Origin of the sequence: Parabacteroides sp. CAG:2 (genome assembly GCF_000436315.1) — a bacterium.
GTDB lineage: Bacteria > Bacteroidota > Bacteroidia > Bacteroidales > Tannerellaceae > Parabacteroides > Parabacteroides distasonis.
This window is the reverse complement of the sequence record NZ_FR885264.1, coordinates 1-13,399: the sequence shown is the minus strand read 5'-3', so window position 1 is coordinate 13,399 and position 13,399 is coordinate 1. Positions and strand designations below refer to the sequence as shown.

Here is a 13,399-nt window from a genome sequence, read left to right as displayed (position 1 = left end):
AGGCATCCCTGCCGCACGCATGGCCACATAATCAGAAAGAGAAGTATTCAAATCACCTCCTGTAGCCATCGTATAGTTCCGGCTATAATTCTTCAAGCGATTATAAGAGAAACCAACGTTCCAGCTCACGATACCCTCATCATTCGCTGTCGGGAAATATCCTACGTAAGCGATATTATCGAAACTCACCTTCGTACGGCTGTTATCCACCTTCGAACCAAGCCAATCGGTCTTCGCCGAGGCCGAAGACAAACTCAATGTCGTAACCACCTCCGAGCTTTTATAAATCGCCAAGCCTGCCGGGTTCGTATTCATAGCGGAAATATCACCACCTAACGCACCAAAAGCACCACCCATTCCTAAATAACGAGCCGTACCATTCAACTCCGTCTGGGAATACTTAAAGGCATCCAACTGTGACTGCGAAAAAGCGGTGCCGCCACACAGGGCAAGCACCGACATTATAATTCCTATCCTTTTCATCGTATCTCTAATTTTATCAACCTAACACTTTTACCTGCGACCACCACCGGCACGGCCACCTCCGCCACCAACAGAGCCTCCACTAGAACGACCTCCACCGAAGCTACCGGAAGAAGAACCTACCGAACTACTACGAGAAGGAGAGGAACTTCTAAATTGACTGGAAGAAGAGCGACTATTTGAGAAATCGCTACTGCTCCTAGAAGAGGAACGTGTTACCGGAGCTGAATATTGACGTCCGGAAGAAGATGCGGCTCCAGAACTACTTCTGGAAATCCTTGTTCTCGCCGAGCTATTACGTATGCCCGAGCTACTTCTTGTCGTTGCCGAATTTCTAACAGAAGAAGAGGAACGACGTCCCGCACCAGAGGATATAGCAGATTCCCTACGGGTAGATCCCGCACGTCCATTGCTCAATGAACTTGAAGACGAAGGTCTTGTAGTCGATCCTGAATTTCTCAAGGAAGAAGAGCCACTGCTCCGCCCACCTGTATAACCGGAACCTCTGCCACTCGCATAAGAGCGATTATCTCGATAAGAGGAACGTCCGTTTGAATAATGTCTACTTGGAGTCGAGTAGTAACCGGGATAGTAATGGTGATGATGTCCCCAATGGCCACCCCAATAGCCTCCACCCCAGCCCCAAGACGGGCCATACCATGGATCGTACCACGGACTATAATAGCCGGCATAAAAGCCTCCCCAGCCCCAGCCGAATCCCCAAGACGGGCCGTAGAAGCGAGATGAATAAGTCCACCAAGGGCTATAGCTATAGAACCAAGGATCGTACCAACCTGTATACCAAGGCGAGCCCCAGCCGTTGCCGACATTGATATTAAAATTCACGTTCGCGCTACCGTTCGAATAATCCGTATCATAGCCGTAACCATAATATCCGTCACTCAGATACAAATCGACTTGATCCGCTCCGGCGATCGTAATCTTACTCGGCGAATGATAACGAATGATACGTTCCGTATATTCAGTATCCGAACGACGCTCGGAAGAAGACTCATTCTCATCGCTATCCTCATAGATAACGGAATCATCCTCACGATAAGGCTCCTCTACCTCGACTGATGTATAACGACGGTTATATTCATCCACATCCCGGCTGTCTGAAGAAGCTGGGCTCTTGGCTGTAGCGACCAGGGCCCTAGACTCCTGTTTCGGCTGAACAACCTTTTTCTCTTCAACCTGTTCTTTCTTTTTCTTGTTTTTGGAAGAGAAATACACATCATCAAAGAACTCCTCCTGAGCCGCGGCACTAAACGCGATCAGAAGCATCATCACTAAAGATGTTAATTTCATGGGTTTCATATTTGTTTCTCCTCTACATTAAATAAATATTTTTCTCTTTTCATGTTTGACACCCTTTTATGCAAAGGGTTTAAACGCTTTTTAGTTTTATAACAATAAACTCAATGCAATGTATGTACAAATATAATCGGTTCACGCTAATGTCCCAAGATTTACATATACTTTAACTTATAAAACTCACACATTCATTGTTATCTATAAAAGAAGATGCAAAGTTGGCGTAAACGCTGCAATCTCCGCAAATTCTTATTATTTTTGTTTCAAATTATAACGAAAAAATTACGCATATGGTATTAGCCTCGACAATAGATTTCACATTGCCCTTAGCGGACCCGGTATTAAAATTTCTCTTGATTCTTTTAATTATCCTGGCCGCTCCCCTTTTATTAAACAAGCTGAGAATCCCTCACCTGCTTGGACTGATCATTGCCGGCGCAATTATCGGACCGCACGGCTTTAATCTCGTATTACGGGATAGCAGCATTATCTTGTCCGGGACGGCGGGATTGCTTTATATCATGTTTCTCGCCGGATTGGAAATCGACATGGCGGATTTTAAGAGAAATAGTACGAAAAGCCTAGCATTCGGCATGTACACATTCCTCATTCCGATGATCCTAGGAACGGTTGTCGGAATATGGGTCCTGCGATTCAACGTATTGACCTCCGTTTTACTCGCCAGTATGTTCGCCTCCCATACATTGATCGCCTATCCGATTATCAGCAAACTGGGTATCAGCAAAAACAAAGCTGTCAGTATCACCGTAGGAGGAACGATGATCACTGATACCTTGGCATTGCTCGTCCTAACGATCATTGTCGGCATGGCCACCGGACAGGTCAACGATATGTTTTGGATTCGTCTGGGGGTTTCCATCTTGATATTTGCGTTAATCGTATTATTCGGTTTCCCTTTCATTGGGCGTTGGTTCTTTAAGCATGTACACGATAATATATCACAGTATATATTCGTGCTGGTGATGGTATTTCTGGGATCTTTCCTAGCTCAGGTAGCGGGTATGGAGGCGATCATCGGGGCGTTCTTATCCGGACTAGCCCTAAATCGCCTTATCCCGCAAAGCTCACCCTTGATGAATCGTGTCGAGTTCGTAGGAAATGCCATATTCATCCCATTCTTCTTGTTGGGCGTAGGTATGTTAATAGATTATCGTACGTTCTTTACCAGTTTCGAGACCATTAAAGTAGGGCTTATCATGATTATCGTAGCTACGGCCGCCAAATACATAGCCGCTTGGATGACCCAAAAGACTTTCCATCTGTCCACAGATCAGCGAAGCGTTATTTTCGGCTTAAGTAACGCACAAGCCGCCGCTACATTGGCCGCCGTGATGGTCGGATATAACGTAATCACCGGAACAGACGCTAATGGGGAACCAATCCGGTTATTAAATGAGAGCGTGTTGAACGGTACGATCCTGATGATACTTGTCACTTGTACCATCGCCTCTTTCGCCGCCCAAAAAGGCGCTCATAACATAGCGGCCCAAGATATATCCGATAAGGAGGAAAACAAAAAAGAATCAGAGCATATCTTGATACCGGTCAGCAATGAAGAGACCGTGGAAGAGCTGGTCAACCTCAGCTTGGCGATCAAATCTCCCCAAAACAAGAACGGCTTGTTTGCCCTAAAAGTGATAGATAACCATCATTCAGACGAGAAAGCGTTAAAACAATCCCGCAGGGTTCTACAGACCGCAGTCAATACGGCTGCCGCCACGGATACCCGGATGAAAGATTTATTAAGATATGACTTAAGCGTATCGAATGCTATCGCCAGCGTGGTAAAAGAGCGGGAGATCACAGATCTGGTAGTGGGATTGCACAAGGAAAAAGATATACCGGCGGCCTTCCTAGGCCATATCGTGGAAAGTGTATTGGCGGAAAGTAGTGTAAGTACATTCATATACAAGCCCGCACAACCCATCTCTACCGTTAGACGGCATCTGATCATCATCCCGGAATTGGCCGAAAAAGAAATCGGTTTCAACCAAATCATCTTCCGGTTACGAAACGTGACCCAGAACACAGGTGCAGCGACAGTCTTTTACGGTTCGGAAGCGACCTTGAATGCCTTAAAGAAATTATTAGCCAAGAAAAGCGGAGAAGCCAGTTATATCGAATTCAACGACTGGGATGACTTCCTGATCGTTTTCCGGGATATAAAACCGGACGACACGATGTGGATTATCCTTAGCCGCAAGGAAGGACTTTCCTACGCTCCCGCCATGGCCCGTATCCCCAAGTACCTCAACAAATACTTCCAGGCAAACAGTTTCGTATTGGCATATCCCGTGCAGGCTGGCATGAACGAGGGTACTCGCTATCTGACTTAACCATTACGGAACCAGCCTCTCACGCCAAGACTTTCGAGGTGAGTACGGCATTTTCCGCTTGGCGTATCCCAGACGGAGGATCAAGGCTGGAATCTCGTTGGTGAAAGACAAGTCTTTCGCCAGCAAACCGGAAAGATCACGCACCTCACAAGGCTGGTTCAAAAAGGCGAAAGCGATATTCTTTTCCGTAGCTCTCAAAAGAAAACGTTGCAAACTCCGGCCTAGCGCAAACCATTCCGGTAGCGTATTTATCCGTAAGGCGAACAAGGCTAAATGAGAAGAAGAGTCCAGCTTCTTCTTGTCTCCCCTATTTTGTATGCCGGCTTTCAAGACACTTCCCATGATTGTCTCTGAGATAAGACGGGGAAGGTTCGGCGCCCCGAACACCGCATAACTCAGGCCGTCCGATGTAGCTCGTACATGATTCTTATTAAAACGCATCCATGATTTCAGCTCTCGCTTAAACAGACGATCGTTCATTTGCCGGTTATTCCCCGCAAATATATAAGAAGAAAGCGTATCGAACTCCCACTCTCCTTTCGACCACAAATGCAGACTGATATTTTCCTCCAAAGGCGTATTCCTCAAATAGCTCAGTTGATCCGATGGAATCATTTCCCCGGAATATATGCCTCGATTCGTCTGTCTCACCGAAATTTCCTCGATAAGCCCACTCGTCTCCTTAATCATCGATGCCTCCGACAAGAGTACGGTGATCTCCCCCGATCCTGAAAAAAACGGTAGCGGAGTATATCCTTTTGCCTCAGCCGCAATGCAAAGATTCTCGGTGGCGCATCCTAAGCTAATAAATAACTCACGGTTATCCGGATCTACGGCCGGAAGGGACTTACTCATATCCGGAAGAATCTGTATCCTATCCTTTTGCACACGAAACAACCAAGGTTGGGTATTATGCCCCGATGGGGCTTTCACGGCTTGTTCCATCATATAGATAAAATCCGGCCGTATATCACTTATCCGCAATGATCCTGTTTCCATATTATTATACACTTTCTCATTCTAGCGATGCCCGCTACCTCTTTCCGTTTGTGCCCGGACAAACGCCTCAAAAACAAAAAATCCCGTAAAGCTTTCGCCTTACAGGACTCTCTGCGGAAAGACAGGGATTCGAACCCCGGGAACCTCTCAGTTCAACGGTTTTCAAGACCGCCGCAATCGACCACTCTGCCATCTTTCCAATATGTTTTGCGATCAAACGTTTCGTTTAATTGCTTTGCAAAGGTAGTCATTCTTTTGGAATATACAAGAGTCTTATGCGCTTTTTTTCTTTTTGTTTATTCTTTTCTTTTAAGAATAGAATGTGTGGGAATCCCCTTTTTATTGCTATTTTTGTAGCAAATAATTTATCAATCAAGTAAAAGGTTTCTATATGAGAAAGTTGAAAAGTTTATGGCTGGTTTCGGTTGTGCTGCTATTAGTAAGCTGCTCGATGTCCGCTAAATCAGATAAATCAAGTGAGGCTGGTACCGCCTCCAAGGGAGAGGTCGTTACTTTGAACAAGGCAGAGTTCCTGCAAAAGGTATTCAATTACGAGAAGAACGCAACGAAATGGGTATATGAAGGTGATAAGCCTTGTATCATCGATTTTTATGCGGACTGGTGTGGTCCCTGCAAGCAAGTGGCTCCTATTTTAAGGGATTTGGCTATCCTGTATAAGAATGATATCGTAGTTTATAAGGTAAATGTGGATAAGGAAAAGGAGTTGGCTGCCGCTTTCGGTATACAAAGTATTCCTACGTTCTTGTTTATCCCTAAGGAAGGACAGCCTCAGATATCGATGGGAGCTCTTCCCCGTGAGGAGTTTGTGAAACAGATCGATACTTTCTTGTTGAAGAAGAAGTAACACGACTTAGTTAATCATCATTTATAGATCGGAAAGCCGTAGAATTTTAGATTTTACGGCTTTTTTAATTGGGAGGGATGCTTTATGAAAGTAGGAATTATCAGATGTATGCAAACAGAGGATTTTTGCCCCGGTACTACTGATTTTAGGATGATCCGTGAGAAAAAGGGAGCCTTTGAGGGCGTAGAGGAAGATATTGAGATCATCGGGTTTATCAATTGCGGAGGTTGTCCCGGAAAAAAGGCCGTATTAAGGGCGAGGGAGTTGGTGAATAGAGGGGCGGATAGTATCGCTTTTGCTTCCTGTATCCAAAAAGGGACGCCGATAGGTTATGCCTGTCCTTTCGCCAAAAGGATGAAGGATGTTATCCAGAACGATTTAGGCGATGGCATCCGGCTGATCGATTATACGCATTAGGAAGATCCGGTAGCTGGTGGAAAAGGCATAAAAAAAGAGGGCATTGAAAAATGTCCTCTTTTTTATTTTGGCATCGCACGAATTATTCAGCGCTTTCAGTTGCCGGAGCTTCTTCAGCGGGAGCCGCTGCGGCTGCTTCCTCAGCTTGCTTAGCAGCTTCAGCTGCTGCCAATTCTGCTTTCTTTTTAGCTACGATTTCTGCTTTTGCCTTATTCGCTTCCTTTTCAGCCTCAAGACGTGCTTTAGCTTCTGCTCTAGCTGCTTCGCTGTCTTTTTCTTTGATAGCTTGTACGGAAGCTTGTTTGTTCTTCAACCAAGCTTGGAATTTCTCCTCAGCTGCGGCTTCGTCGAACGCACCCTTCTTAACACCTTCCAATAAATGCTTTTTCAAGCAAACGCCTTCGCGAGAAAGAATGTTACGAGTTGTGTCTGTAGGTTGAGCACCTACTTGTAACCAATACAAAGCTCTTTCGAAGTTCAAATCTACTGTAGCAGGATTAGTGTTCGGATTATAAGAACCTATCCTTTCAATAAATCTTCCATCACGTGGAGCCCTGCTGTCTGCGATCACGATTTGGTAGAAGGCGTAACCTTTACGACCGTGTCTTTGCAATCTAATTTTTGTTGCCATGTTTGAATAATTAATTTAAGCTGTTTGTATTAGCGGGTGCAAAGATAGGAGTTTCTGTTTATAAAACAAGCGTTTTGTTGGAAAATATGTGGATGCTTCTGCTTTTTTTAAAGGTAGTTTAAGGGATTAGTCCCTTATGCAATTGGTTGCCGACACCGTCGGCAATAATGCTGACGCTGTCGGAAATATTGCTGACGGCGTCGAAAATATTGCCGACGGCATCGGCAACCAATTTCTTCCTAGTCTTGCCCCGGAAAGATCGTATGAAATCTCCTGTACATCCCTAATGAAAGGGATTTTTCTTATCTTTGCGGCTTCATTATATTAATGTATTAAAATAAACATATGATTTCAGTTGACGGACTAACAGTAGAGTTTGGTGGAAGCGCCCTTTTCTCGGATGTTTCTTTTGTGATTAACGAGAAAGATCGTATCGCCTTGATGGGTAAGAACGGTGCCGGTAAATCTACCTTGTTGAAGATATTGGCCGGCGTGCGGGAGCCAAGCCGTGGAAAAGTGTCCGCCCCTAAAGATACCGTGATCGCTTATTTGCCGCAGCATTTGATGACGGAGGATGGCCGTACCGTTTTCGAGGAGACGGCGCAGGCTTTCGCCCATCTGCACGAGATGGAGGCGGAGATCGCCGAATTGAATAAGCAACTGGAGACTCGTACGGACTATGAGTCGGATAGTTATATGGAGCTGATCGAGCGGGTCTCTACCTTGAGCGAGAAATTCTATTCCATAGAGGAGATCAATTACGACGCCGATATAGAGAAAACCTTGTTGGGACTGGGTTTCAAACGGGAGGATTTCGACCGGCAAACCAGTGAATTCAGCGGTGGCTGGCGTATGCGTATCGAGCTGGCGAAACTACTGTTGAAGAAACCGGATGTCCTTTTGCTGGACGAGCCGACGAATCACTTGGATATCGAGTCTATCCAGTGGTTGGAGGATTTCTTGATCGATAACGGTCAGGCCGTAGTGGTGATCAGCCACGACCGTGCGTTCGTGGATCATATCACGACTCGTACGATCGAGGTGACGATGGGCCGGATTTATGATTATAAGGTAAACTATAGCCAATACTTGCAATTACGGAAGGAACGTCGTGAGCAACAACAGAAGGCTTATGACGAGCAACAGAAGATGATCGCCGAGACGAGAGAGTTCATCGAGCGTTTCAAGGGCACGTACTCCAAGACCTTGCAGGTGCAGAGCCGTGTGAAGATGCTGGAGAAACTGGAGATCTTGGAGGTGGATGAGGAAGATACCTCGGCTTTGCGCTTGAAGTTTCCGCCTTCGCCTCGTTCGGGCTCTTATCCGGTGACGATCGAGAATGTCTCGAAAGCGTATGGCGATCATACGGTTTTCCGAAACGCTAATCTGATGATCGAGCGAGGGGATAAGATCGCTTTCGTCGGGAAGAATGGCGAGGGTAAGTCTACCTTGGTGAAGTGTATCATGAAAGAGATCGAGCATGAGGGGACGTTGACGCTGGGGCATAACGTGATGATCGGTTATTTCGCCCAGAACCAAGCCTCCCTGCTGGATGAGAATCTTACGGTTTTCCAGACGATAGACGATGTGGCGCAAGGCGATATCCGTAATAAGATCAAGGATCTGCTGGGTGCGTTCATGTTTGGCGGCGAGAACTCGGCGAAGAAGGTGAAGGTGCTTTCCGGTGGCGAGCGCACACGTCTGGCCATGATTAAGCTATTGTTGGAGCCTGTGAACTTGCTGATTCTGGATGAGCCGACAAACCATCTGGATATGAAGACGAAGGATATCTTGAAGCAGGCGTTGCTTGACTTTGACGGGACGTTGATCGTCGTATCCCACGACCGTGATTTCTTGGATGGGCTGGTCTCTAAGGTCTATGAGTTCGGAAACCAAAAAGTGACGGAGCATTTGGAAGGCATCTATGAGTTTATGCAGCGCAAGAAGATGGAGAATCTGCGTGAGCTTGAGCGGAAGAATTAAATCCTCCACCCAAGCGTCAGCATAATATCATACGTGGAGCTATCTATATCTTTATGATACTTATAATGGGTACGGCGGGAGAAATAACGATTTCGCAACGCAATATTCCATTTATGCTTGGACATATAGGCTAAGGTGGTGGAAAATACCGTTAAACGTGCGTTGCCGGCATCGCCTTGTACGTTTAACTTTGTAGGGTCCACCGCATTCCAGTCTATATCCGGCTCGTATCCTTTCCATGTGAAGATATGGTAGTTCTCCAAATCGATCAAGAACGCCCAGCGTTTATCGTAGGCCAATCCGGTAAACGCTTTCACGCTATAACCGCTTCCCAGATTATAATCTCTCTCTTCCAGCCGGAGGTAATCGGAGATGCTTGCGCCCAAGGCGACTCCTGTTCCGTATAATTCGGCGTAAACATCTACCTTATTGTCCGGCGTGCCTCTTTTGTAATAGATCAATCCACCACCGACCGCCGCCGCTTCCGATATGCGGTAGGGAGCTACCGTTTGGGAACTATTGGATTTTAACTCGGAATCATAGTAGTCGAAATGCTGAAAGATTCCAGCGGCCAGACTACGAGGGCCTTTACTCCAGACCTGTTTCCCCCAGATAGCCCCAACGGCATTGACTTGGCTGATGAGCGGCTGGCTCGAAAAGAAATCGAACCCGGCCTTCAACTGAAACCATTCATAGGGCGAATAGAAATCATCATTGAAAGGATCTCCATAATCCAACCTGAAGGATACGTGCATGCTCGTAGTGCCATGCTTGGAGCCTTCCTGCTCGGCAAGGAAGCGAGGGCCGACACCCACGATGAAGTTTACGGGAACCGAGGTGTAGACACGCCCCTTGGAGCTGCTGTGTCTCCAAGCTTCTCCCGTGATGATACGATTGATCGCCCGCATCGGAGATATCAAACCGGATAAGATCTCCCGTCCCACACGTTCCGCCCCGTGGGAGCGGTTGTCGATGAATAAGTCGGAGAGCCGGTAGGTAATCTCACCTAATTCTATACCGCCGAAAGAGGTGGCAAGCATGTCATTGATGGAGGGCGGTTCCGTTTCCATAAAGAATTCCCACATTAGGCTGCCTCCCGCCGCGAATGGAATGGATTGCCAGAAATTCAGTCCGTTGCTACGGGCCGCGTTGAAATATAACGATCCGTGATAGGGATGGGCCACCAGATTGGTAGAGAACTTATCCGTGTCCCAAACAGGCCCCGTCTTGAAGTTTTGCTTAATCGTATGTCCGTTTATCTTCGCGAAATCCTCGTTCATTAAGAAACGGTCGAAAGTCCAGACGGCCATGTTCATTCCGAATACCTCGCTTGCTGCCAACCAAGGGCGGCGTGGAATGAAAAGGGCCGTGTCGCTCACGTAATTGCGGGCATCCATCTGAGGGAAGTGTTGCCCCCACATCCATTGGCTGGATAGCAGACAGATCAACCCGATCAACATGCATTTTTTCATCCTCATCTAACTCAATTCTCTTTTGTAAATAAAAATCAATAGGTTACGGTTATAACCACTCCGCAAACTTATATATAATAAACATTAAGGGATTCGTTTGGTTTAAATTATTGTTAGGTATTCTTTCTATAAATGCTGTTATTTGCGAACTATTCCGTATTTTTGCGAAAAAAACAAAATGATAGATTTTATCACCTTTTGTGACTATACAGGGACCTTTGCGTTTGCCATAAGTGGCATAAGATTGGCTTCTGCGAAACAATTTGATTGGTTTGGCGCCTATGTGGTGGGTGTCGTGACCGCTGTAGGAGGAGGTACGATTCGTGATATTTTATTGAACGCGGTGCCTTTTTGGATGGAACAAGCCTCTTATTTGGTTGTCTCGGCCTTGGCTTTGTTGTTCGTTATCGCTTTCCGAAAATACGTGATCCGTTTGAACAATACATTTTTTATATTCGATGCTATCGGATTGGGGTTGTTTGTGGTGGTAGGTATCGCCAAGACCTTGGATTTCGGGTTCCCCATGTGGGTGGCGATCGTGATGGGAACCATAACCGGCTCGTTTGGCGGTATGATGAGGGATATATTGATTAATGAGGAACCTTTGATATTCCGGAAAGATATTTATGCGTTGGCTTGTGTCTTTGGCGGTTTGATATATTATATATGTATGCAAACTTCTATGTCGGCGGCGATGATACAGTTCGTATCGGCGTTGAGCGTGTTCCTCGCACGTATAATCGCCGTAAAATATCATATAAGTGTTCCGGTGTTGAAAGGAGAAGAATAATTTATTAACTTTGCATAATTATATGGACATGCATACTCAACAAGAAAAGGCTTCCATCCTGTTGATATATACGGGTGGGACGATAGGTATGATCGAGAATCCGGAGACTGGAGTGTTAGAGTCGTTTAATTTCCAGCATTTGAAGGACAATATGCCGGAGTTGAAGAAACTGGGGTATTCGGTGGCCACGATACAGTTTGATCCTCCGATGGACTCCTCGGAGATGGGGCCGGACTCGTGGATGAAGATCGTGAAAATCATCGCCGATAATTATCAGAAATACGACGGCTTCGTGGTACTGCATGGCACGGATACAATGTCGTATACGGCATCGGCATTGAGTTTTATGCTCGAGAACCTGAGTAAGCCGGTGATCCTTACGGGATCGCAATTACCGATCGGGATGTTGCGTACCGATGGGAAGGAGAACTTGATTACGGCGATCGAGATAGCGGCTGCCAAGGAGAACGGCTTACCGTTGGTCCCGGAGGTCTGTATCTTTTTTGAGAATGATTTATTGAGGGGGAATCGTACGAGTAAGATAAATGCAGATAATTTTAATGCGTTCCGTTCGTACAATTACCCGGCTTTGGCTCATGCGGGTATCTATATCAAGTATGATCTGCCGCAGGTATATCATCCGGTATCGCGTAAGCCGCTGAAGCCGCATTATTTGTTGGACCGAAATATCGCTATACTAAAACTATTCCCCGGAATTTCTCCGCAAGTAGTGGAAAGTATCCTGAATATCCCGGGTCTGAAAGGTGTGGTGATGGAAACATTCGGAAGCGGAAATGCTCCGTGCGAGGAATGGTTCTTGAATATGTTGAAGGAGGCTGTAGACCGTGGTATCGTTATCGTGAATGTTACTCAGTGTAGGGCCGGAAGTGTGGAGATGCACCGTTATGAGACGGGGCACAAATTGTTGGAGGCAGGCGTGACGAGCGGCTTCGATAGTACGACGGAGAGCGCCGTGACGAAGCTAATGTTCCTCTTCGGCCATGGGCTGACACCCGACGAGGTGAAGGAGCATATGAACTGCTCGTTGATCGGGGAGGTATCGATCCCTGAGACGTTCCGCCCCTAGTGTATACTATGTAAAACAGAAAAAAAGCAGTGTTGCGGAATAGGAGAGTATGAAACTATCATTTCTGAGTTTAGCTAGTGGGAGCAGTGGGAACTGCTATTATTTGGGGACTTCGGAATTCGGTATGCTGATTGACGCAGGTATCGGAATCCGGACCATAAAGAAAGTATTGAAGGACCGGTCGATCGATTTTACCAAGATCGTGGCCGTGTTGATTACCCACGATCATGCGGATCATATCAAGACGGTCGGGTATTTGGGCGAGAAGCTTTGCATTCCTGTCTATGCGACAGCCGACGTGCACCGGGGGATTGATAAGAGCCGGTATGTGGAGGAGACCTTATGTGTCTCTCGCAAGGTTATAGAAAAAGAAGTTCCATTCCTTATCCGTGATTTCCGTATCACGGCTTTCGAGGTGCCTCACGATAGTACTGATAATGTGGGGTACCATATCGAGTATGGTAATCATAAATTCACTTTCGCTACCGACGTAGGCCATATCACGGACACGGTGGGGAAATATATCTGCATGGCGAACCATTTAATATTGGAAGCGAACTATGACGAGGAGATGCTTCGTTTCGGTACATATCCTGCTTTCTTGAAAGAGCGGGTGGCGAGCCCGACCGGGCATTTGAGTAATAGGGAGGCCGCGGAGTTCTTGGCGACCCATTATAATACCGGTTTGAAGAATATCTGGCTTTGCCATCTCAGCCGGGACAATAACCATCCCGAACTGGCCTATAAGACAGTGGATATACGTCTTTTCCAAGAGGGCATAAGGGTAGGGAAAGATGTCTCATTGGTAGCGTTGAAGCGGACTACACCCTCGGATATTTACGAGTTTGATTAAAATTTTATGAAAAAAAGTAGTCGAAAAGTTTGCGGGGAAAAATAAAACCTCTATCTTTGCACCCGCAATCGAGAAACAAACGGTGGTTTGAAAAAGTAACGATAGCGAAACAGAATGACTTGGTAGCTCAGTTGGTAGAGCAAAT

General features: G+C 46.3%; 12 protein-coding genes, 1 tRNA gene and 1 pseudogene. 8 read left to right on the top strand and 6 right to left on the bottom strand.

The window, feature by feature from the left end:
* A pseudogene (locus QVP94_RS02330) lies at nucleotides 1-483 on the bottom strand (UPF0164 family protein); the annotation flags it as partial.
* Nucleotides 484-513: 30 nt separating this feature from the next.
* Entirely contained in the window at nucleotides 514-1,803 is a 1,290-nt protein-coding gene (locus QVP94_RS02325; RefSeq protein WP_011966568.1) for a hypothetical protein, read from the bottom strand.
* Between the two features lie 287 nt (nucleotides 1,804-2,090).
* Here QVP94_RS02325 and QVP94_RS02320 point away from each other — a divergent pair, with 287 nt between their 5' ends.
* A complete protein-coding gene (locus QVP94_RS02320) occupies nucleotides 2,091-4,157 on the top strand; it encodes a cation:proton antiporter (RefSeq protein WP_005858160.1) in 2,067 nt (688 codons plus the stop codon).
* A gap of 3 nt (nucleotides 4,158-4,160) precedes the next feature.
* Here the strand turns inward: QVP94_RS02320 and QVP94_RS02315 are convergent, their stop codons facing one another.
* Together QVP94_RS02315 and QVP94_RS02310 are read right to left on the bottom strand one after the other, a co-directional pair.
* Nucleotides 4,161-5,156, bottom strand: coding sequence for an Acg family FMN-binding oxidoreductase (locus QVP94_RS02315; protein ID WP_005858161.1), 996 nt, complete (start codon nucleotides 5,154-5,156; stop codon nucleotides 4,161-4,163).
* Nucleotides 5,157-5,270: 114 nt separating this feature from the next.
* A tRNA-Ser gene (locus tag QVP94_RS02310) sits at nucleotides 5,271-5,355 on the bottom strand.
* Between the two features lie 192 nt (nucleotides 5,356-5,547).
* Between QVP94_RS02310 and trxA the strand changes: the two genes are divergently transcribed.
* Both trxA and QVP94_RS02300 read left to right on the top strand, forming a co-directional pair.
* Nucleotides 5,548-6,021, top strand: coding sequence for a thioredoxin (trxA, locus tag QVP94_RS02305; protein ID WP_005858169.1), 474 nt, complete (start codon nucleotides 5,548-5,550; stop codon nucleotides 6,019-6,021).
* An 84-nt stretch (nucleotides 6,022-6,105) separates the two neighbouring features.
* Nucleotides 6,106-6,438, top strand: coding sequence for a CGGC domain-containing protein (locus QVP94_RS02300; protein ID WP_005866270.1), 333 nt, complete (start codon nucleotides 6,106-6,108; stop codon nucleotides 6,436-6,438).
* Nucleotides 6,439-6,520: 82 nt separating this feature from the next.
* On the opposite strand, the gene QVP94_RS02295 is transcribed toward QVP94_RS02300, so the two are convergent.
* Nucleotides 6,521-7,069 (bottom strand): 30S ribosomal protein S16, encoded by a 549-nt coding sequence (locus QVP94_RS02295; RefSeq protein ID WP_005858168.1) that lies wholly within the window; start codon nucleotides 7,067-7,069, stop codon nucleotides 6,521-6,523.
* 136 nt (nucleotides 7,070-7,205) lie between these two features.
* Between QVP94_RS02295 and QVP94_RS02290 the strand changes: the two genes are divergently transcribed.
* The gene (locus QVP94_RS02290) at nucleotides 7,206-7,397 is read left to right on the top strand and encodes a hypothetical protein (protein WP_009274917.1); all 192 of its coding nucleotides are present in this window, start codon (nucleotides 7,206-7,208) and stop codon (nucleotides 7,395-7,397) included.
* 17 nt (nucleotides 7,398-7,414) lie between these two features.
* Complete coding sequence (locus QVP94_RS02285; protein ID WP_009274918.1) at nucleotides 7,415-9,052, top strand: ABC-F family ATP-binding cassette domain-containing protein; 1,638 nt, start codon at nucleotides 7,415-7,417, stop codon at nucleotides 9,050-9,052.
* Here QVP94_RS02285 and QVP94_RS02280 read toward each other — a convergent pair.
* Nucleotides 9,049-10,530 (bottom strand): DUF3943 domain-containing protein, encoded by a 1,482-nt coding sequence (locus tag QVP94_RS02280; protein ID WP_005858165.1) that lies wholly within the window; start codon nucleotides 10,528-10,530, stop codon nucleotides 9,049-9,051. The two genes, QVP94_RS02285 and QVP94_RS02280, sit on opposite strands and share 4 nt — an antisense overlap.
* A 172-nt stretch (nucleotides 10,531-10,702) precedes the next feature.
* Between QVP94_RS02280 and QVP94_RS02275 the strand changes: the two genes are divergently transcribed.
* From QVP94_RS02275 to QVP94_RS02265, 3 genes are read left to right on the top strand one after another with little or no spacing between them, the layout of a single operon-like run.
* Nucleotides 10,703-11,314 (top strand): trimeric intracellular cation channel family protein, encoded by a 612-nt coding sequence (locus tag QVP94_RS02275; RefSeq protein ID WP_009274919.1) that lies wholly within the window; start codon nucleotides 10,703-10,705, stop codon nucleotides 11,312-11,314.
* 22 nt (nucleotides 11,315-11,336) lie between these two features.
* Nucleotides 11,337-12,401, top strand: a complete 1,065-nt coding sequence (locus QVP94_RS02270; RefSeq protein ID WP_005858163.1) for an asparaginase — start codon at nucleotides 11,337-11,339, stop codon at nucleotides 12,399-12,401.
* Between the two features lie 49 nt (nucleotides 12,402-12,450).
* The gene (locus QVP94_RS02265; protein ID WP_005858162.1) at nucleotides 12,451-13,254 is read left to right on the top strand and encodes an MBL fold metallo-hydrolase; all 804 of its coding nucleotides are present in this window, start codon (nucleotides 12,451-12,453) and stop codon (nucleotides 13,252-13,254) included.
* Nucleotides 13,255-13,399 lie beyond the last annotated feature (145 nt).

Coding starts and splice junctions, on each gene's coding strand:
- QVP94_RS02315 (WP_005858161.1), bottom strand. CDS start 5,156: ATGGAAACAGGATCATTGCGGATAAGTGATATACGGCCGGATTTTATC.
- QVP94_RS02280 (WP_005858165.1), bottom strand. CDS start 10,530: ATGAGGATGAAAAAATGCATGTTGATCGGGTTGATCTGTCTGCTATCC.
- QVP94_RS02300 (WP_005866270.1), top strand. CDS start 6,106: ATGAAAGTAGGAATTATCAGATGTATGCAAACAGAGGATTTTTGCCCC.
- QVP94_RS02290 (WP_009274917.1), top strand. CDS start 7,206: ATGCAATTGGTTGCCGACACCGTCGGCAATAATGCTGACGCTGTCGGA.
- QVP94_RS02295 (WP_005858168.1), bottom strand. CDS start 7,069: ATGGCAACAAAAATTAGATTGCAAAGACACGGTCGTAAAGGTTACGCC.
- QVP94_RS02265 (WP_005858162.1), top strand. CDS start 12,451: ATGAAACTATCATTTCTGAGTTTAGCTAGTGGGAGCAGTGGGAACTGC.
- QVP94_RS02270 (WP_005858163.1), top strand. CDS start 11,337: ATGGACATGCATACTCAACAAGAAAAGGCTTCCATCCTGTTGATATAT.
- QVP94_RS02285 (WP_009274918.1), top strand. CDS start 7,415: ATGATTTCAGTTGACGGACTAACAGTAGAGTTTGGTGGAAGCGCCCTT.
- trxA (WP_005858169.1), top strand. CDS start 5,548: ATGAGAAAGTTGAAAAGTTTATGGCTGGTTTCGGTTGTGCTGCTATTA.
- QVP94_RS02320 (WP_005858160.1), top strand. CDS start 2,091: ATGGTATTAGCCTCGACAATAGATTTCACATTGCCCTTAGCGGACCCG.
- QVP94_RS02325 (WP_011966568.1), bottom strand. CDS start 1,803: ATGAAACCCATGAAATTAACATCTTTAGTGATGATGCTTCTGATCGCG.
- QVP94_RS02275 (WP_009274919.1), top strand. CDS start 10,703: ATGATAGATTTTATCACCTTTTGTGACTATACAGGGACCTTTGCGTTT.